Genomic DNA, 19948 nt, shown 5'->3' with positions numbered 1-19948 from the left:
TTATGGTGTTTGAAGCTGTTGAGACTCTAAATAACTCATAGCATTTGTTCCTTCATTAAATAATAAATCCAATATGCTCAAATTAGGAATGAACCCATGTTTGTCATCAAAGACTTGTGTGTAGGAGTCAAAATTATGAGGTTGTTCTTTTCTACTGTTTGCTAAAAACCTATAATCGGTTTTGTGGTTTGGTTCTATTTCAAAATACTCAGTAGTAGAAAACTCAAAAGGTAATTGAAGGCAATCAAAAACAACTTCTAAACATTTCAAATTAAAGTCTAAAAGAAATGTTTCATTACCAGTAAACAAGGGTTGAAATTCGTCTTCATAAAACTCAAAAAAAGGAGACGTTCTGTAAGCCGATTCTAAAGATTTCCAATGTAAATCCTGCCATCTACTATCGTTAGCAATTTTTACATCCTTATAAAGTTGACGGTTTTTTTGTGTATGCTTTATAGGAATGTTTAAAAGCAGCTTTCCATTAGCAGCATAAATGTATGCACGATTTCTGTAGGTTTGTTTTTGGTAATTATCACAAACCTCAAACGTTAAATTATCAGCTTTAGCAATAGCAACAAAGTGAGCTATACTAGGGAAATATGTAGGATGAATAAGGGTATCCATTTATAAAATAATGTATTATGCCTTTTTACGTTTACGCCATTTATTAAACCCAAACCAACCTAAAAGTAATACCAAAAATGGGATAAGGTATGACGTTGGTTTTCCACTACCACCAACAGTTGTAAAGAAACGCTCCCAACGTGGTTTTCCATTCTCCCAACTCATCCAGATAAAAACTGGTTTTCCAACTACGTGGTCAAACGGAACAAATCCCCAAACTCTTGAGTCTTGTGAGTTATGACGATTGTCTCCCATCATCCAATAGTAATCTTGAGCAAACGTGTAGGATGTTGTTGGTTGGTCGTCAATTATAATTTGATTTCCGTTTACTGAAAGTTTATGACCTTCATAAGCAGTGATAATGCGTTTGTAAAGCGGTAAATTTTCTAAAGTTAACTCTATTGTTTTTCCTTTTTCAGGAATATATAACGACCCGAAATAATCATTATTCCAGTTGTAATTCACATTACTAGGGAAAATACCAGCATCTCTAACACCATCTTCATTTTTTAATGGTACAACACTAGCAACTTCAGGATGATTCTTTAAACGTGCTACAGCTTCGTCAGTTGCTGCAGGAATTAAATATGAACCTTGTGTTCTGCCATATCCTGGACTATCAGTAATATCATATCTATTTAATAAAGCAATAATATCATTTGGATGTAGATTACGCTTAAAGGTAATTTCATATGAAAACTGAAGTTTAGCTCTATCTGGTAAATCATTTGGCTTACCATTTATATATACATATCCATCTTTTAAAGACAACGAATCACCAGGAATACCAACACAGCGTTTTACATAGTTTGTTCTTTTATCAATTGGCTTATAGTAGAATTTGTCTGTATGACGCATATTTTTCATAGTGTCCACAGGCCAGTTGAAAACCACTATATCATTTCTCTTTATTTTTTGAAAACCAGGAAGTCTAAAGTATGGTAATTCAAATTTTGGAATGTACGACTTTACTTTTGCTACAGGTATTGTATCGTGTACCATTGGTGTAGCTAAGGTAGTCATAGGTGCACGAGCACCATAATGCACTTTACTTACAAAGAGAAAATCACCTACTAAAAGTGTTTTTTCTAAAGATGATGTTGGAATTGTAAAAGGTTGGATAAAATAGGTGTGAACAATAGTTGCCGCAACTATGGCAAATAAAATTGAGTTTACCCAATCACCTAAGCCGGTTTTAGGGAGTAAATCTCTGTTTTCAATATAGTTTACATCTGCTACATAATTGAGGTAGAAATTATAAAACCCAAGTAAAACAACAGCTAATAACGTATCGGTTGCTGAGTTTTTACCATAACTTCTTGCTGTTTCAACCCAAACTACAGGAAGCATTATAAGATTAACAATAGGTACAAAAAGTAAAATGGTCCACCACCAAGGACGATTAATGATTTTCATTAATACTACAGCATTGTAAAATGGTACAAAGGCTTCCCAAGCTTTTCTTCCTGCTTTAATGTATAGTTTCCATGTGCCTAGACCATGTATTATTTGAATAGCAAATAAAAAAATTAACCACTGTGTACTCGTCATTTTATGTTTTTTTTATGAGTTGAAAAGTATTTAAAAACGTTACAAACCTTAGTGCAATTAACCAATGTTTAACACATCGTTCATTGAAAATACACCTTTTTTCCCAATAATCCATTCGGCTGCAACAACAGCACCTAAAGCAAACCCATCTCTATTGTGGGCAGTATGCTTTATTTGAATAGTATCTACATTGGATTGATAAGTGATTTCATGTGTTCCAGGGACGTTTTCAATACGTTTTGCGTCTATTTTTATGTCTTTTGGATTTGGGTTATCTAATGTCCAATTGTCGTAATTGGAATTTTTAATAATGTCTTCAGCTAGTGTAATGGCAGTTCCACTTGGTGCATCGAGTTTTTGAGTATGATGAATTTCTTCCATCGCAACATTGTATTGAGGTTGCCCATTCATAAGTTTTGCCAATACTTTATTAACTTCAAAAAAGATATTTACACCTAAGCTAAAATTTGAGGCATAAATAAAAGCACCATTTTGCGCTTTGCATAAATTAACTGCTTTGTCATAATCTTTTAACCAACCTGTTGTCCCAGATATAACTGGAACATTATTGAGTAAGCAGTTTGAAATATTATTGTAAGCAGCTTCAGGAATACTAAAATCTATTGCAACATCGGCATCAGTAATGGTGTATGCTGTGTCTAATTTAGCTTTTATAACAATGGTATGGCCTCTTTCTTCAGCAATTCTTTCAATGGTTTTTCCCATTTTTCCATATCCTAATAAAGCTATCTTCATAATTTAAGTATCGTTTGTGTATTGCTAAGCTAAAACTTGAAATTTACTGTCACACCCAAATCAGAAGTGTTTTCAAGCTCATTATATTTAAAATGAGGCTTTAGAGCTAAATTTTCGTCGACGTTGTATTGGAGTAGGTGCGCGTCAACATTAGCATCAATAATATTTAAAGCATAAATACCAATGGTTACTAATAATGAAATTTCTTTATTTCGTCTTAGCGATTCTTGTGCTCTAATAAGTCCATCGTTAGAAACTCTTGGAGAGGCTAGAGGAGTTGTGCCATCGGCTTGGGTTCCCCAAAATTCATCGTTTGAGTAGCCTGCTAATCGGCTTTTGTATGCATCTCTATAACGATGATACTCTCTATTGTTGTGGTCGTAAATTAAAATTCCGGTTGTAATAGCACCAACAACAATAGGGATTTTCCAATATTTTTTATTGTAAGCTTGACCTAAACCAGGTAACACTGCAGAATAAAATGCAGCTTTTGAAGGCGCAAGAATGTTTATAGGCTCACGAGTTATGGTGTCGTTCACTACCATAAGGTCAGTATCTACTTTGGTGCTGTCGCTTTCTGTTTGTGAAAAGCAAGTAGAACCTATAAAAAGTAAAAATAGAATACTATAAAATGTCTTATTTGGCACTTTTAACAAGTTTTTGTATACGATTAAAATCTTCTTCAGAATGGAAAGGAATCGTAATACTACCTTTACCATTCTTTGATACCTTAACGTTTATTTTATGGCCAAAGTATTCTGAAAACTCTTTTATGCCTTTTTTAATATATTTTGGAAGTTCTTGCTTTTCTGGGACAGTTACAGTATTGCTAGAATGATAGTTTTTTACCAGTTTTTCAGTTTCTCGTACCGAAAGTTTATTAGTAATTATTTTTTCATAAATAGCTAACTGAGTATTTTGATCTTCAATGTTAATAATTGCTCTACCATGACCCATTGATATAAATCCATCTCGCATTCCTGTTTGGATGATTGGATCTAGTTTGAGTAAACGTAAATAGTTGGCAATAGTAGAACGCTTTTTACCAACACGATCACTCATTTGTTCTTGCGTTAAATTGATTTCGTCAATTAAACGTTGGTAAGATAGCGCAATTTCTATTGGGTCTAAATCTTGACGTTGAATGTTTTCAACAAGAGCCATTTCTAGCGACTCTTGGTCATTGGCTATTCTAATATAAGCAGGAATAGTTTCAAGACCTATTAATTTTGAAGCTCTAAACCTACGTTCTCCAGATACCAGTTGGTATTTGTTGAATTCTAGTTTTCTTACTGTTATAGGTTGAATAACTCCAAGCTCTTTAATTGAGGATGCTAGTTCACGTAAGGCTTCTTCGTTAAAGTTTGTACGAGGCTGAAAAGGGTTAATCTCAATAGCTTCAATATCTAAATCAACAATATTACCAATTACCTTATCTGCATTTTTGTCCTGAACTGAATTGATATCATTAGAAGGGTCTTTAAGCAGTGCTGAAAGTCCTCTACCTAATGCTTGTTTTTTTGTTGCCTTCGCCATTAGCCATTCTTTTTAATAATTTCCTTTGCCAAACTTAAGTAATTTGTAGCACCTTTACTACTTACATCGTAGTTAATAATGCTTTCACCATAGCTAGGAGCTTCACCTAATCTTACATTACGCTGAATAATGGTTTCAAAAACCATATCACTAAAATGCTTTTGAACTTCTTCTACAACTTGATTTGAAAGTCGTAAACGTTGGTCATACATGGTTAAAAGCATACCTTCAATATCCAAGTTTTGATTATGGATTTTTTGAACACTTTTTACGGTGTTTAGTAGTTTGCCTAAACCTTCCAAAGCAAAATATTCACATTGAATTGGAATAATCACAGAGTCTGAAGCCGTTAAAGCGTTTAATGTTAATAAGCCTAACGATGGTGCACAGTCAATTAAAATATAATCGTAAGATGATTTTAGGTGAGAAACCGCTTTTTTAAGCATGTACTCACGTTCATCTTTATCTACTAGTTCAATTTCAATAGCCACTAGGTCAATATGAGCTGGAATAATATCTACATTTGGTGAATCGGTAGACATTATACATTCTTCAGCTGAAGTAGTATGCTCTAATAATTGATAGGTTCCTATTTCAATAGTTTCAACATCAATACCAAGACCTGAAGTAGCATTGGCTTGAGGGTCAGCATCAATGAGCAACACTTTTTTTTCTAAAACACCTAAAGATGCGGCTAAGTTAACAGAAGTAGTTGTTTTACCTACTCCTCCCTTTTGATTGGCAATTGCAATGATTTTACCCATTAATATGATTTGGTTTTTTGTCCCGTAAAAATACAATTATTTACGAGTTTATAAAATGGAAGTTGTTAACAGTTTTATAAATAAAAAAACCACTTTAATTTTTTAAAGTGGCTTTAAGTATTGAGTTTATTTAATTATTTTAAATTAAATACATAACCTATTTTAAGTTGAAAGTTTGTCCCATAATCCTCTGCTTCACCTGGAACTTGGTAGCTGTAATCAGAGAAAGCTAGTTCAAACATGAACTTATTTTTGCTTACGTTTATAAATGTTCCAAATTTGTAGAGAAGTGAAAAAGTTTGATTAACATCTCTTTCATAAATTACCTCAGAAAGATTATCTCTTTCTTGAATTTCATGAGATAGGGTAAAACCATAAGATGTACCTAAACCAATATAGGGACTAAAAAGCCCTTTTTTGTTATAAAAAGGTTGATAAAGAGCTAATAAATAAGGCTCAATTACACTTGCATCATGTACAATATTTCTATCACTTACAAAGTTAGGTTCTCTGTAGCTATAATCAACTTTCTTTTGGTTGTATTCAATTCCAAAAAGAAAGGATAAGTTGTATTTATTTATGTTAGGTGAAAAACTAACAAATCCTCCAATACCTAAGCCCATACTAGGACTTTCAGTTTTATAACCTCCTGTAGTTGTGTCTTCAAAATTAGCATAATTTCCTCCAACTGTAACTCCAGCTTCAAAGAGATTCACTACTTCTTCATCTATAGAAAAGTCATTAATATCGTTATTTGTACAGGCATTTAGTTCGCTAACAAATTTAGATAAACTTTTACGGTTATATTTTACAGCATTAACTTTGGATTGAAGTTCTTTACAGTTCTTACTATAATTATTCAGTACACCTATGTAAGTGTTAATAGTGCTTTCGTATTTACCTTGATCTGTCGATGTTTCAATTTTTTTTACTTCGAGCTTGTTCAATCCCTCTGTTTCGTTTTTGAGATAATAGGTGTCATCTAGGATTAAAAGGGAAACATCACTTTCTATAACATATTCAAAAAATTTAGCAGGTTGATTGTTTTCGGAAAGGCTTATATATTTTTTATAGGGTTTTTTAAAACTAAAAGTTTGTATAGCTTGAGCATTTAATATTTTTTCATTGCTATCAATACTGTGTTTAAAAATAATTTCTCTTTCAGAGATTATTTTGATTAAACCGCTAAATTCTTCTTGATTTTTTGAGGTATAACTACCATCTTTAAATTCATTTTGAGCATTACTAATTAACGTAAATAATAGGAATGCAAATAAAAAAGTGTTTTTCATTAATTGATTAATATAAGTTAGAAATCAAATATAAGTATTAATCAATCAAAATCTCCAAAATCTTAATCGCTGCATCACTAATTTTTGTTCCAGGTCCAAAAACAGCCACAGCTCCTGCATCAAATAAATATTGATAGTCTTGTTTTGGGATTACACCACCAACAATTACCATAATATCATCACGACCATAACTTTTAAGTGCTTCAATAACTTGTGGTACTAGAGTCTTGTGTCCAGCAGCTAATGATGAAACGCCTAAAATATGTACATCATTTTCAACAGCTTGTTTAGCGGCTTCTTGAGGTGTTTGAAACAGTGGACCAATATCTACATCAAAACCAACATCGGCATAACCTGTAGCAACAACTTTTGCACCACGATCATGTCCATCTTGTCCCATTTTTGCTATCATAATACGAGGACGTCGTCCATCTTGTTCAGCAAATTTATCAGCTAATTCTTTAGCTTTTTTAAAGGATTCGTCATCTTTTATTTCTTTACTATACACACCACTAAATGATTTAATTTGCGCTTTATAGCGACCAAAAGCAGCTTCTAAAGCATCACTTATTTCTCCTAAAGTTGCTCGTTCTCGAGCTGCTTCTACAGCTAAAGCTAATAAATTTTCTTGTCCTGTTTTAGCAACTTCAGTTAATTTTGATAATGCTGCTTGTACTTTTTCGTTGTTTCTTTCTGCTTTAATGGCCTTTAAGCGTTCTATTTGGGAGTTGCGTACAATTTGGTTGTCAACTTCAAGTGTAGCGATTGGATCTTCTTCTTGTAATCTATATTTGTTTACACCAACTATAATGTCTTGTCCAGAATCAATTCGAGCTTGCTTTCGTGCAGCAGCTTCTTCAATTCTAATTTTAGGAATACCAGCTTCAATAGCTTTTGTCATTCCGCCTAATGCTTCAACTTCTTCAATCAGTTTCCATGCCTTTTGAGCAATGTCATGTGTTAGTTTTTCAACATAATAGCTTCCTGCCCAAGGGTCAACAGTTTTTGTAATATGGGTTTCTTCTTGTAAAAATATTTGCGTGTTACGAGCAATTCTAGCCGAAAAATCTGTTGGTAATGCAATAGCTTCATCCAATGCATTGGTATGTAAACTTTGTGTGCCACCAAAAGCTGCAGCAGCAGCTTCAATAGTTGTTCGTGCTACATTATTAAATGGATCTTGCTCTGTTAAACTCCAGCCACTGGTTTGACAATGGGTTCGTAATGCTAAAGATTTTGAATTTTTAGGATTGAATTGTTTTACCAATTTAGCCCAAAGCATTCTTGCAGCACGCATTTTGGCAATTTCCATAAAATGGTTCATCCCAATTGCCCAAAAGAACGATAAACGTGGCGCAAAGGTATCAATATCCATTCCTGCATCAAGCCCTTTTCTAATGTATTCTAATCCATCAGCTAAAGTGTAAGCCAATTCAATATCACAAGTAGCACCAGCTTCTTGCATGTGGTATCCAGAAATACTGATACTATTGAACTTAGGCATGTTTTTACTGGTATATTCAAAAATATCTGAAATGATTTTCATGGATGGTGTAGGAGGATAGATGTAAGTGTTTCTTACCATAAACTCCTTTAAAATGTCGTTTTGAATAGTACCAGCTAACTGTTCAGGTTTTACACCTTGTTCTTCGGCAGCAACAATATAAAATGCCATAATTGGTAGTACAGCACCATTCATGGTCATAGATACACTCATTTTATCTAGCGGAATTTGATCAAAGAGAATTTTCATGTCCTCAACACTATCAATAGCAACTCCTGCTTTTCCAACATCTCCAACAACACGTTCGTGGTCACTATCATAACCACGATGTGTAGCCAAATCGAAGGCTACAGACAATCCTTTTTGACCTGCAGCAAGATTACGTCTGTAAAAAGCGTTACTTTCTTCTGCTGTTGAAAATCCTGCATATTGACGAATAGTCCATGGTCTACGAACATACATTGTACTGTATGGACCACGAAGGTTTGGAGCTATTCCAGCCACAAAATTTAGATGTTCAACATTTTTAAGGTCATCTTTAGAGTATGTTGATTGAACATTTATATCTTCCGCAGTCGTAAAAAGCCCTCTCTGTGCTTCGGACATCTCTCCTAAAGGAAGAGAATCTTGGTTCTTGGTTCTTGGCTTTTGATTCTTTAAGGTAATATGTTGAATGTTTTTTCTGGACATTATAAAATCATTTTTTGAAGAAATGGGTCAAAATAGACGTCAAAAGGTGTGGTTAGATTAATGAAGACTGTTTTGTGATTAGACGAAATAATATAAGTTGTACTAAAGGTTGATGTTTGTTTAGCTTCATTATCAATTCTGTGTACAACTTTGAAAATTTGCGGACCATTACTCGCATTATACTTGGCTGTGATTTTAGTGAATTTTAAATCGGTGTTTTCAGCTACTCTTTCATTGCCAAGACGTATCATTCCTAATAGATATTGAGCGTCTCTTTTGTAAAGTGGCATATATGGCATTGTATTTATACTATAGGTTGAACGCGTGGTTTCATCAAAATATAAATACAAATTACCTTCCAATTCTCTCATAGACTTTAGTCTTTTAGACTCGTACTCATAGTCTTTTTTTGTGGCTAAAGAATCTAGTAATTGTTGATACTCTACTGATGAGTAACGTTTAAAAACATCAGGTAGATATATTTTTATGCCATCGTCTTCAAGCATGTGGTATTTACCAAAAATTTCGTCTTCAGCATTTAATTCTATCCAGCTTTTGACGTCATTGGCAACATTAAGACACGATTGAAATGTTACTACAACAAGTAATAATACTGTTATTTTAATGGTTGTGACCTTCATGCGAATCTTTTGACTCAATTTCTTTTTTTACAGGTTTCTTATTGAAATCTATGTTTGCTTCTGGTTGTTTGTTAAAGTCTACACCAAATAGTTTAGCATAGTATAAATCTAATGCAACAAAAAGAGCTAAATACTTGTCTTTTGTTATGCTTATGGTGTTTCGTCTTAATTCTTCGCTATACATTCTGTAGCTCATACTATTAGTGTCAACTAATGCATTGAAAGTAATTTTTAAATCACCTTCTTGCATATTAGAAGCAATACAAGCGACTAAAGGGTTAGCGTAGTTTAAAGTATAATCACCCTCTTTAGTATTCCATAAATCGGATTTAGATTTTAAAGCCTCAAACAGTTCTTTTGTGTGTTTTGATGTGATAGCTATATAATTAACTTTATTAACTCTTACATCGCTTAAAAACCTAACATAAGACCTATTTGGACTTTGGGTTTTTGGATCGTAAGCGTTTATTAAATCTTTTTCAAAAGACATTAATGCTTCGTTAAGTAGAAGAGAGTCTTTGCTTTTACAGTCTTTTAATTCGTTATTGTTAGCATATTTGTAATCTACTTCAGGCGTTTTTGGTTCTTGCTTACAGTTCCACAATACTAAACTTGCAATAAGGCATGTAATAATTAATTTAAACTTCATGATGTTGTGTTTATTCATTATTAATTCGTTCTTGTTCCATTGACTCAGCTAATCTGTTTTCAATTATTGGAGCAATAAGTGTTTTTACAGGATTGTGTTTTACAAAAGGGTATAGCTCAAGCTCGTGCTTCATTTTATCGTTAGGGTTTGGATGCTTGTTTGTTCCTAATAAAATGAGTTTGTTAGCATTAAAATCTTCTTGTTCTTTAGTAGCACTTTCTTTTATTTTACGTTGAATAGTGCCTTCTTTAAGTTGGTTTAAAAACCCACCATTACTTTCTATATCTTTAAATAATGCTAAGGCTTTTTCTGAAATTTGCTCAGTTAACGTTTCTACATAATAATTACCATCGGCAGGATTATTAACTTTGTCAAAGTAACTTTCGTGCTTTAAAACTAATAACTGATTTCTCGAGATTCGTTCTCCGAATTCGTTGTCTTTATGATAAATAGCATCATAAGGTAAATTGCATACCGAATTTGCGCCACCAAGAATTGCACTCATACACTCTGTTGTAGTACGTAGCATATTGGTGTTGTAATCATAAAGCGTTTTATTGCGCTTTGTAGGTGTGGCAAAAATGTGACACTGTGTATTAAAATTGAAAGCTTCGGCAAGTGTTGAAAACAACAATCTTAAAGCACGAAGTTTGGCAATCTCAAAGAAATAATTTGTGCCTACTGAAACATTAAAAACAATGTTGAATTCTTTTTTTACTTCAGTTGAAAGTAGTGCGTCAAGATGATTGAAATATTCATTAACATGTGCTAGAGCATATGCTAATTGTTGCACAATAGTTGCTCCAGAATTTTGATATAAAGCAACATCAATACTTAAAGAATTGGTACTTTTTACAATACTTTCAAAAATAGAATGATCGGTTTTTAAGTCTTTAAACCAATTGCCAGTTCTTGCTAATTGACCAATAATATCTGTTAGGATATAAACCTTGTCTTTTGAAGTTTTGCTGAGGATTTCAGTAACGTATTCAGTATCTAAAAACTGTAATTCAAAATAGAGTAGCGTAGTGTTGGTGTCAATTGATTTGAGGAGTTCTTCTAAGTTTATTTTAGTGTTAGAAATAATAAACTTGATGCTTTCGGCTCCTCTAGAAAGTGCATCAATAGCTTTTTCGTTGGATTTCTTAGCATCAGCAACAAAAATAGTTTGGCAAATGTACCATTGTGTTGCTTTAGCATCTGAAACTTTAGGAAGTGCATCAAACTCATCAGCATGATAAAATGGTCTTACATCAATGCCTTCGTTTGATTTCCATATTAGTGTATCATTATAATCAGCACCTTTAAGGTCAGCTTGAATTTTTTGTTTCCATTGCTTTGATGAAACCCCATCAAAGTTGGAAAATAACGGATTATTTTTCATTACTCTGTTTTGCTAAGCTATCTTCGTACTCAATGATATAAATCTCTTCATTTTCCTTTTTCATATAGTATTTTTCTCGAGCTAGTTTTTCAATACCTTCTTCGGTTTTTAGCTCTTTAATAGCTTTATTGTCTTTTTCAATTTCCTTTTTATAATATTCTTTTTCGTTTTCTAAATCCTCCATTTCTGAATTTAATTCATGATGAATTAAAAAGGAGTTAGTGTCAAAAAACAGCATCCATATTGCAAAAGGCACAAGTATGATTACAAAAAGATTTTTGAAAGGTTTTAAATATTTTATGTTTTTCTTTTTTGGCATTGTAAGCTACAAGCGTTGATTAATAATAGTTTTAACTATATCAACTGCTACAGTATTGTACTTATTGTTTGGTATGATAATGTCAGCATACTCTTTCATAGGTTCTATAAATTGCTGATGCATAGGTTTTAATGTGTTTTGGTAACGCGATAATACTTCGTCAATGTCTCTTCCTCTTTCAGAAATATCTCGTTTTAAACGACGTATAAGGCGTTCATCACTATCAGCATGCACAAATATTTTTATATCAAACATGTCTCTCAATTCAGGATTGGTAAGGATAAGAATACCCTCAACAATCATCACTTTTCTTGGTTTGGTTTTTACAACATCACCTGTTCTGTTATGTTTTACAAAAGAGTATACAGGTTGATCTATTGTATTTCCTTTTTTTAACTCTTTAAGGTGTTCTTCCAAAAGTTCAAAATCGATAGAACGAGGATGGTCAAAATTGATTTTTACTCGTTCGTCATAACTCAAATGAGACGTGTCTTTGTAATATGAGTCTTGAGAGATGACCCCAACTTCACCTTCGGGAAGTTGAGCTAATATTTGATTAACCACAGTTGTTTTTCCACAACCTGTTCCTCCTGCGATTCCTATAATGAGCATATTTTTTGTTTAGAATTTAGGCAAATTTAAGTATTTACAAGAAAAATTAAGGCTGAATTTTTGAAACTTCATCTTCGGTAACCATTTTATTATTGGTGTTTCCCCAAGAGTTTGTAATGTAATTCATTACATCGGCAACTTCTTGGTCGCTTAGTCCTAAGGGTGTCATCACATTATCATATTCAACACCATTAACTGTTATTTTTCCTTTTTGTCCGTACTTAATAGCTTTTATGCTTTCAGCTCTTTTGTTAATTAAATAATCCGATTTCGCCAAAGGCGGAAATGTGCGTGGTACACCTTGTCCGTTTGGTAAATGGCAAGCCATACAAAAGTCGTTGTACACTTCAGAACCACGTTGTATACTTTCTTGTATTTCTGGGCTTTTATCTTCTTTCTTGCTATTGCAAAACGTTAATGTTGCGAAAGCTATAATAAATAATAGTGGTTTGGTTTTTATCATTTTTTTGGTAACAGTTTTACAATTCCTAAGTTTTCAATGCCTACATAAATGTAACCGTCTAGTCCTTGGTTTATTGAACGCACACGGCCTAAGTTGTCTAAAAGACGTTCTTCCTTAATTACTTTGCCATTTTTGATGACACATTTATCAAGATATTGGAATTTTAATGAACCAACTAGAAGGTCTCCTTTCCAATCAGGATATTTATCGCTAGTTATAAAAGCCATCCCACTAGGAGCAATTGAAGGATCCCAATAATGAAAGGGTTGTTCCATGCCTTCTTTTTCGGTAATGTCAGTAAATTTTGTTCCACTATAATTGATACCATAACTTATAACTGGCCATCCGTAATTTTTTCCAGATTTTATAATATTGATTTCGTCTCCTCCTCTAGGACCATGTTCGTGAGTCCATATTTCACCAGTTTCATAGTGTAAAACCATACCTTGCGGATTTCTATGACCATAGGAAAAAATTGCAGGTTTTGCGTTAGGTGTGTTTACAAACGGATTATCTGTTGGGATTGACCCATCATCATTTAGTCGGTATACTTTTCCGCAATCTCTTGTTATGTCTTGTGGATTTGTATCTCTATCTCCACGTTCGCCAATAGTAAAATATAAATACCCTTGGTTGTCAAAAACTATTCTTGAACCAAAATGTTGACCTCTTGTTGTATTAGGACTAGCTTTGTACAATAGTTGTTTATCAACTAAAGTGTTGTTTTTTAGTTTTGCTCTCATTAAGGCTGTATTGCCTCCTTTTTCTTCTCCTTCAGGAGATGCATAAGTGAAATAAATCCAACCGTTATCTTTATACTCAGGATGTAAACAAATGTCCAATAAACCTCCTTGACCTCTTACATATATTTCCGGTAAACCAGAGATAGTAGTTTTTTGACCATTTTTAAAATGAATGAGTTCACCACTTTTTTCAGTAATTAACATTGATTTATCAGGTAAAAATGCAAATCCCCAAGGTATATTAAGTTCTTTTACAACTAGTTCGTAATCGTGGTTTGTGTTTACGGGATTTTTATCTTGAGCGCAAGCAAAAACACCTAGCAATGCTATAAAAAGCATGTACTGTTTTTTAAATTTCATATAAAAATGATTTTGAGCTTAAATTTAATGATAAAATGTGTCAGTTTTTAAAAAAAGGTATATATTTGCAGTCCTAAAAATGATAACCAAGATTCGGGGTGTAGCGTAGCCCGGTTATCGCGCCGCGTTTGGGACGCGGAGGTCGCAGGTTCGAATCCTGCCACCCCGACTTTAAAAGCTGAACTGTTTTGTTCGGCTTTTTTTTTATTCAATACGTTTGTAGTTTTCTGAGTAAATACGGTTACCCTCATCATCAACTTCAATTTGACTAAAGGTGTTTTCTTTTAAGCTGAGCTCGTATTTAAATTCTTTTCGTTCATTAATAATTTTTTTCATCATTTTAGAGCCATAATCCAAAACTTCGGTGAGCGTATCACCATTAATATTATAATATCCATAACCAAACCATTCAGTACTGTCGGTTGGTACATTTTTACTCCACATTACTTTGGTTGAGGTATACATCTTTACTTGACGATAACCTGTAGATGGGTTAAACGAATCGGATACTTTATTGTTGATGTAGTTATAAAAACCTACCAATTCCCAAGTACCTTCTAATGACGCGTTGATTGATTCTTGTGTTTTAGTGTTGTCTTGGACGTTTTGATTTGCATTGTTTTTACAAGCAATTACTAATAGAGCAGTGAGTATTATTTGTGCTAAATGTTTCATGACAGAATGTTTTAGTTTTAAATGTGTTGTCTTCTAAATTTACAAAAATCTACTGGTATTTTTAAATTATTCAATGTAAAAAATATGCAGCTAGGTATAATTTTTACTTATAGTTGTATACAAACTGTTAATAACTTATATGTAAGGATTTGCCCAAAAAACCTACTTTTGTTTAGTAAAATTAATGATACGATTATGTCTGAAACAATTGAAAAAGTAAAGTGTTTGATAATAGGTTCTGGACCTGCAGGTTATACAGCTGCCATTTACGCAGCAAGAGCAAATATGTCTCCAGTTTTATACCAAGGAGCACAACCAGGAGGACAGCTGACAACTACTAATGAGGTTGAGAATTTCCCAGGTTATCCTGAAGGAGTAACAGGTCCTGAAATGATGATTCAGTTACAAAAGCAAGCTGAACGCTTTGAAACCGACGTAAGAGATGGATGGGTTACCAAAGTAGATTTTTCTGGAGATGTACACAAAGTATGGGTAAATGACACAAAGGAAATACACTGTGATACAGTTATAATTTCTACAGGAGCTTCAGCAAAATATTTAGGATTAGAATCTGAACAAAAATATTTAAAATTAGGTGGAGGTGTTTCTGCATGTGCTGTTTGTGATGGCTTTTTCTACCGAAATCAAGAAGTAGTGATTGTTGGAGCAGGAGATAGTGCTTGCGAAGAGGCACATTATTTATCTAAGCTTTGTAAAAAGGTAACAATGCTTGTAAGACGTGATGAGTTTAGAGCTTCAAAAATTATGGCTGAACGCGTTAAAAACACACCAAATATTGAAATACTATTCAATACTGAAACTGAAGAGGTTTTAGGAGATGGACAAGTAGTTACAGGTGTTAAAGTGTTTAATAACCAAACTGATGAGAAGCACGAAATTCCTGCAACAGGATTTTTTGTAGCTATTGGACATAAGCCTAATACTGATATTTTTAAAGATTATTTAGATTTAGATGAAACTGGATATATTATAAATGTTCCTGGAACATCTAAAACTAATGTAGAAGGTGTTTTTGTGAGTGGTGATGCTGCCGATCATGTTTACCGACAAGCAATTACTGCTGCTGGAACAGGTTGTATGGCTGCTCTTGATGCAGAGCGTTGGTTAGCTGCAAAAGATACTACTTTTGAAGTTAGTACTTCTACCTATAACTAGAACATAAATAATAGAGATAAAAAAAACCGAAGTTTATAGCTTCGGTTTTTTTTATGTATTAAAGTTTAAATATTATAAACTTTCTGGTAGTGTGTATGTTCTGCCTTTGTTTTGTTCTTTTAAGTAATCCATAAGAGGAGCAAAATAGTCTAACATTGGTTTTGCACTCATTTCGCTACCAACACTTTCTTTTAATAACTCTCTCCAATCATTATTAGCACCAGATTTTAAAACTTCTTTAAGGAAATCTCCAACAGGTTTGCTACCATAGTAGTTTGTAGCATGTGGGTCTTGCTTCAAGATATTTTTAGAAATATGGTCATGGAATTGGAATAATAAAATATAAGATACTGCATAATCGTAATATTGAGCAGCATCATTGTTGATATGTGTTTTTGAAGCAGCATCACAAAACTCTTCACCTCTTTCAGAAGGAGGAACCATACCTTGGTATTTTTGAGCGAGTTCCCACCATTTTTTGTTGAACTCATCCTTAGGAAGGTTTTCAGCATAAACAGCATTTTCAAACTCAGTCATTACACCTGCTGAGAATGGTAAAAACACAACATAGTTTAAAGCTTCTTTTAATAGGTTTTGAGTTTCATCAATTTCAACATTAGCATCAACTAATCCTTTTTCTGCTAAAAATGGCTTTTGCATAGCAGCTAAACCTAATAAACTACCAATGGCTTCGTGGTATCCTCTGTTTGCGCCTCCACGTAATAAAGGTGGAACATCAGGGTTGGTGTAAGCTTGATAATAATAAATATGTCCTAATTCATGATGAATAGTCTCATAATAATCGGCAGTTGCTTCAACACTCATTAGACAACGCAAGTCGTTTTCTAAATCCATATGCCATGCAGAAGCGTGATTGTTCTTTTTGTAAGGAGCATCAGCAGGTAAAGGATACATGCTAGATTTTTCGTAGAAGCTTGCAGGTAATGGGTCAAAACCAATACTCTTATAGAAGTTTTCACCTTCTTTTACAATCCACTCTGGTTCTTTGTCAGCTAAAGCAGCATCAATATCCAATCCTTCAACATTAACCAAAGCGCTCCAGTCTTGTCCCCAACGGTTTGGTAACCAGTGAGCAGGTAAATACTGAGGTACTTCAGCATTGAATTTTTTAGCTAATTCATATCTAGCCCAAGTGTGTAATTCTCTATACAGTGGCCAAACTTCTTTAACCATTTTGTTCATTTCATCGCGCATTTCTTGACGTGACATACCATAATCTGATACTTGGTAAGTAAAGTAATCGTCATAACCTAGAGCTTGTACAGTTTTGTTACGAAGCGATCTTAAATTTTCTAAACCATCTTTTAAATCTTTACCAACAGCTTTTGAAGTTTTCCAATTGGCAAGTCTTTCGTTTAAATCGTTAGATTCTCTTAATACTTTGTCGATGTCACCTGTTGTTACTGATTTGCCATCAACTTTAAAATCGAAACCAAATAAAGTTTCGTTTTGAGCATTTTCGGCAGCAATACGTTCTGAAACTAAATCGGAAACTGTTTCAGGGTTGTTAGCAGCAGCATAAAGAATTGTATTAAGTTGTCTTACTTGAACAATATCTAAAGCATCTTTATTCTCTAAAAATTTTCTTGTTTTTTCAATGTTTTCAGTGCTTCCTGTAAATTTAGCAAAGGCTTCATTTGCTTTTTGAACATTGTAAGCATTGGTTGTGTCACCAGCAACAATACGTGTGTTGGCATCCCACTCAGCAAGTGCAGAATCGTAATATAATTTTACGAAAGTATTAGTGTAATCATCTAAAAACGCTTGAACTTCAGCTTTCAATTCAGCTGAATTATTGCTAGTTTTAGATGTGTCTTCTTTACATGAAACCATGGAAAAAAGAACAATTGATAAGGCAATTAGTTTTTTCATTTAAATAAAAAGGGTTAAAAGTTAATTAGTTTCTTTTTTAAGCAATTTTGCAGTATCAATAAATTTATTGATAGTTACCTTTGGGTTGTTGTATAAGAAAACTTCACTGCTTCCGGTAATTTCTAGAGTGATAGCTTCAGATACATTTACGTGTGCATCACTAGCAACTTCAGAGATTAAAGTACAGGTTTTGGTTGTAAAGTTTTTTCCGTTAAAATCAGAATTATTATCAGTTCTAATAATTGCATTATTAGTATCTCCTTCAATGTTTATAGTCGCTCTTTGGTATAAGTCAATTTTAGCTTCTTTACTGTTTACAAGAGCGTCTAACTTACTGTTATCACTTAAAACAACTGTTGATGTACCTTTGGCTGTAAGGTTTAATTTTACTTTTGCTTTGTCTAAACTTGTGTACTCAAAGTTATTGGCATTAATATTTAAGTATGCTTTGGAGGTTCCTGTGGTTTTTAAGACAACGTCGTTAAGCTCTAAAGACGTTAATGAGCGAATTTCAGCATCGTCTTTAGTTTCGATATACTCTAAAGGAGTGCTGTAATTTACCGTTATATTCAATCTCTTTTTAGAAGAAATTTCTTGAGTTGTAGAGAAAGTTAGTGTGCTATCAACGACTTCAACTTTAATGATATCATGAAGATTGCTGTCAGTTTCAATTTCTACTGAAGACTTTGAGTTATATATGATTTCTATTGAAAAGTCGCCACCTACAATTATTTTAGTGAAATCATCTAAATAGGTTTGTTCAATGGTAACATCTCTATTACCTTTTACTTTTTCACTGTTTTGAGCAAAAAAGGATGATGTAAAACCTAAGCTGAATAGTAAAACGAAAAGGGTTTTATTCATTGTATAAATTTAAAATTGTACAACAAATATATGCAAAAACCATCCCAAACTCTAACTAGAGGTTGAAATGGTTTGAAAAACAGGTTGGTTAGTTGTATGTAAACAGGTTGGTTAGCGTTTTCTTATACTACCAGAAACATTATCGCTAGTTTCTACTTTTTTAGGGTTACCATAGTAGTTAATGTCGCCACCACTACTAGCTTTAGCTATTAATTCTTCTGATGTGTTTACGGTAATGTTTGCACCACTAGTTGCTTTTACTTGACAGGATACAGCACTTAAATCTTGTGCGCTTATATCGCTTCCGCTTGTAGCACTTGCGTAGAGTTTATTTGTTTTACCTGAAAGCTTAACATGGCTTCCGCTAGTTGAACTACAGTCAATACTTTCGGCATTGATATCTAGTTCAAGGTCGCTTCCGCTAGTGGTTTTAATCTCGATAGTGTTTGTGTTAATAGTATTGGTTGAAAATACATCGCTACCACTGGTTGTTGAGATTTTAGTTAAATCGTCAAGAGATACCATTATTTTTTTTGATTTTGAAGTGCCAATATTTTCTTCGGCATAAATGTTTAAAACATCACCTTCAATTTCTACCATAATAATGTCTTGTAAGTTCTCATCGGCTTCAACACTTACACTTTCGGTATTGGTTTGAGTAATGTAAACATCTAAACCTCTACTTACTTTTATTGAGCTAAAGCTACCATCAAGCGATCTTTCGGTTGTGGTTACATTTCCGTTTCCGTTTACTCCAAAATTCATATCAAAGTTACAGGACATCATAAGTAGTCCTAAAACCGTGGAGATAATTACTTTTGCTAAGGTTGTCATAACTGTTTGTTTTTTGATTGATTAATATTTTGTTGCTATGTGATTATAACTTAAAACACGCTTTAATTTCCACTTGTTGTTTTCTAATAGCCATAAATGGGAGAATTTGGCATTTCCGTTTAGAGTCTCTTTATTATTGACTGTTTCGTAAAATAAATGTTCTCCTTGTTGAATAGCTCCATAGAGTTTGTTGTCATTATAAAGCGGAAACACTTCTAGGCTATTTTTTTTAAGTTCTCTTCTTAACTTTGAATTGTTTTTTGAATTGCAAATACCATTTTTCATGACCTTAATAAAGTCTAGTTTAGAGTTGATAACACCTGATTTATCATGATAAAACTCTAGGTCATCAAAAATCAGGTTTTCAAACTGACTCATATCGCAAGTATTAAAGCCAACTTTAAAAATTAAACTATCATTATTTTTTAGAATTTTAAAAAGCTCTGATTTTTTATCTACCTGTGCAAAAGTAATAGTTGAAAAGCTTAGTGTTAAAAAAATAATTAATAGTTTGTGTGTTAACTGTTTCATTTTTTGATTGATTACTAGTTCAAAGGTCTAGTTTTATATATACGATTAATAAACTAAGTATCTGAATTGTTGTTTTTTATTGATGAA

The 19948-nt window shown here is 33.1% G+C and carries 21 protein-coding genes and 1 tRNA gene; 2 read left to right on the top strand and 20 right to left on the bottom strand.

Features of this window, described 5'->3' with window-relative positions:
* From DMZ43_RS09270 to DMZ43_RS09200, 15 genes are all read right to left on the bottom strand, one after another.
* Positions 1–624 carry a WbqC family protein gene (locus DMZ43_RS09270; protein ID WP_131507679.1) on the bottom strand — a complete coding sequence of 208 codons (624 nt, stop codon included), beginning with the start codon at positions 622–624 and terminating at the stop codon, positions 1–3.
* A gap of 15 nt (positions 625–639) precedes the next feature.
* Positions 640–2175 (bottom strand): signal peptidase I, encoded by a 1536-nt coding sequence (gene lepB / locus DMZ43_RS09265; protein ID WP_131507677.1) that lies wholly within the window; start codon positions 2173–2175, stop codon positions 640–642.
* Positions 2176–2232: 57 nt separating this feature from the next.
* Positions 2233–2931 (bottom strand): 4-hydroxy-tetrahydrodipicolinate reductase, encoded by a 699-nt coding sequence (gene dapB, locus DMZ43_RS09260; protein ID WP_131507675.1) that lies wholly within the window; start codon positions 2929–2931, stop codon positions 2233–2235.
* 29 nt (positions 2932–2960) lie between these two features.
* Positions 2961–3578, bottom strand: coding sequence for a DUF5683 domain-containing protein (locus tag DMZ43_RS09255; protein ID WP_131507673.1), 618 nt, complete (start codon positions 3576–3578; stop codon positions 2961–2963).
* Positions 3568–4467 carry a ParB/RepB/Spo0J family partition protein gene (locus DMZ43_RS09250; RefSeq protein WP_131507671.1) on the bottom strand — a complete coding sequence of 300 codons (900 nt, stop codon included), beginning with the start codon at positions 4465–4467 and terminating at the stop codon, positions 3568–3570. The genes DMZ43_RS09255 and DMZ43_RS09250 overlap by 11 nt, the downstream gene beginning before the upstream one ends.
* Entirely contained in the window at positions 4467–5231 is a 765-nt protein-coding gene (locus DMZ43_RS09245) for a ParA family protein (protein ID WP_131507669.1), read from the bottom strand. The genes DMZ43_RS09250 and DMZ43_RS09245 overlap by 1 nt, the downstream gene beginning before the upstream one ends.
* A gap of 134 nt (positions 5232–5365) precedes the next feature.
* Entirely contained in the window at positions 5366–6523 is a 1158-nt protein-coding gene (locus tag DMZ43_RS09240; RefSeq protein ID WP_129760490.1) for a hypothetical protein, read from the bottom strand.
* A 37-nt stretch (positions 6524–6560) separates the two neighbouring features.
* Positions 6561–8717, bottom strand: coding sequence for a methylmalonyl-CoA mutase (gene scpA / locus DMZ43_RS09235; protein WP_131507667.1), 2157 nt, complete (start codon positions 8715–8717; stop codon positions 6561–6563).
* A complete protein-coding gene (locus DMZ43_RS09230; RefSeq protein WP_131507665.1) occupies positions 8717–9358 on the bottom strand; it encodes a hypothetical protein in 642 nt (213 codons plus the stop codon). The genes scpA and DMZ43_RS09230 overlap by 1 nt, the downstream gene beginning before the upstream one ends.
* Positions 9339–10007 (bottom strand): hypothetical protein, encoded by a 669-nt coding sequence (locus tag DMZ43_RS09225; protein WP_129760496.1) that lies wholly within the window; start codon positions 10005–10007, stop codon positions 9339–9341. Before DMZ43_RS09225 ends, DMZ43_RS09230 begins: the two co-directional genes overlap by 20 nt.
* 10 nt (positions 10008–10017) lie before the next feature.
* The gene (locus tag DMZ43_RS09220) at positions 10018–11391 is read right to left on the bottom strand and encodes a methylmalonyl-CoA mutase subunit beta (RefSeq protein ID WP_131507663.1); all 1374 of its coding nucleotides are present in this window, start codon (positions 11389–11391) and stop codon (positions 10018–10020) included.
* Positions 11381–11710, bottom strand: a complete 330-nt coding sequence (locus tag DMZ43_RS09215) for a septum formation initiator family protein (protein ID WP_129760500.1) — start codon at positions 11708–11710, stop codon at positions 11381–11383. The genes DMZ43_RS09220 and DMZ43_RS09215 overlap by 11 nt, the downstream gene beginning before the upstream one ends.
* Positions 11711–11716: 6 nt before the next feature.
* On the bottom strand, positions 11717–12322 hold the full coding sequence (udk, locus tag DMZ43_RS09210) for a uridine kinase (protein ID WP_131507661.1): 606 nt from the start codon (positions 12320–12322) through the stop codon (positions 11717–11719).
* Positions 12323–12368: 46 nt separating this feature from the next.
* Complete coding sequence (locus DMZ43_RS09205) at positions 12369–12785, bottom strand: cytochrome c (protein ID WP_131507660.1); 417 nt, start codon at positions 12783–12785, stop codon at positions 12369–12371.
* Complete coding sequence (locus tag DMZ43_RS09200; RefSeq protein ID WP_131507658.1) at positions 12782–13888, bottom strand: PQQ-dependent sugar dehydrogenase; 1107 nt, start codon at positions 13886–13888, stop codon at positions 12782–12784. The genes DMZ43_RS09205 and DMZ43_RS09200 overlap by 4 nt, the downstream gene beginning before the upstream one ends.
* A 94-nt stretch (positions 13889–13982) precedes the next feature.
* Here DMZ43_RS09200 and DMZ43_RS09195 point away from each other — a divergent pair.
* Positions 13983–14057, top strand: a tRNA-Pro gene (locus tag DMZ43_RS09195).
* 35 nt (positions 14058–14092) lie between these two features.
* On the opposite strand, the gene DMZ43_RS09190 is transcribed toward DMZ43_RS09195, so the two are convergent.
* Positions 14093–14563, bottom strand: a complete 471-nt coding sequence (locus DMZ43_RS09190) for a hypothetical protein (protein WP_131507656.1) — start codon at positions 14561–14563, stop codon at positions 14093–14095.
* Between the two features lie 195 nt (positions 14564–14758).
* On the opposite strand from DMZ43_RS09190, the gene trxB reads away from it, so the two are divergent.
* The gene (trxB, locus tag DMZ43_RS09185) at positions 14759–15739 is read left to right on the top strand and encodes a thioredoxin-disulfide reductase (protein WP_131507654.1); all 981 of its coding nucleotides are present in this window, start codon (positions 14759–14761) and stop codon (positions 15737–15739) included.
* A gap of 72 nt (positions 15740–15811) precedes the next feature.
* Here trxB and DMZ43_RS09180 read toward each other — a convergent pair whose 3' ends face one another.
* The 4 genes from DMZ43_RS09180 to DMZ43_RS09165 all read right to left on the bottom strand — a co-directional run bounded on the left by DMZ43_RS09180 (position 15812) and on the right by DMZ43_RS09165 (position 19861).
* Entirely contained in the window at positions 15812–17632 is a 1821-nt protein-coding gene (locus DMZ43_RS09180) for a M2 family metallopeptidase (RefSeq protein ID WP_131507652.1), read from the bottom strand.
* A gap of 21 nt (positions 17633–17653) precedes the next feature.
* Positions 17654–18496, bottom strand: coding sequence for a GIN domain-containing protein (locus DMZ43_RS09175; RefSeq protein ID WP_131507650.1), 843 nt, complete (start codon positions 18494–18496; stop codon positions 17654–17656).
* Between the two features lie 111 nt (positions 18497–18607).
* Complete coding sequence (locus DMZ43_RS09170) at positions 18608–19330, bottom strand: head GIN domain-containing protein (RefSeq protein WP_131507648.1); 723 nt, start codon at positions 19328–19330, stop codon at positions 18608–18610.
* 21 nt (positions 19331–19351) lie between these two features.
* Entirely contained in the window at positions 19352–19861 is a 510-nt protein-coding gene (locus DMZ43_RS09165) for a DUF4440 domain-containing protein (protein ID WP_131507646.1), read from the bottom strand.
* Between the last annotated feature and the right edge of the window lie 87 nt (positions 19862–19948).

The sequence above is a fragment of the Meridianimaribacter sp. CL38 genome (assembly GCF_004328055.1).
In the GTDB taxonomy this organism is placed as follows: domain Bacteria; phylum Bacteroidota; class Bacteroidia; order Flavobacteriales; family Flavobacteriaceae; genus Gaetbulibacter_B; species Gaetbulibacter_B jejuensis.
Note: the sequence above shows the minus strand (reverse complement) of the source record. Positions and strands in the feature narration are given on the sequence as shown.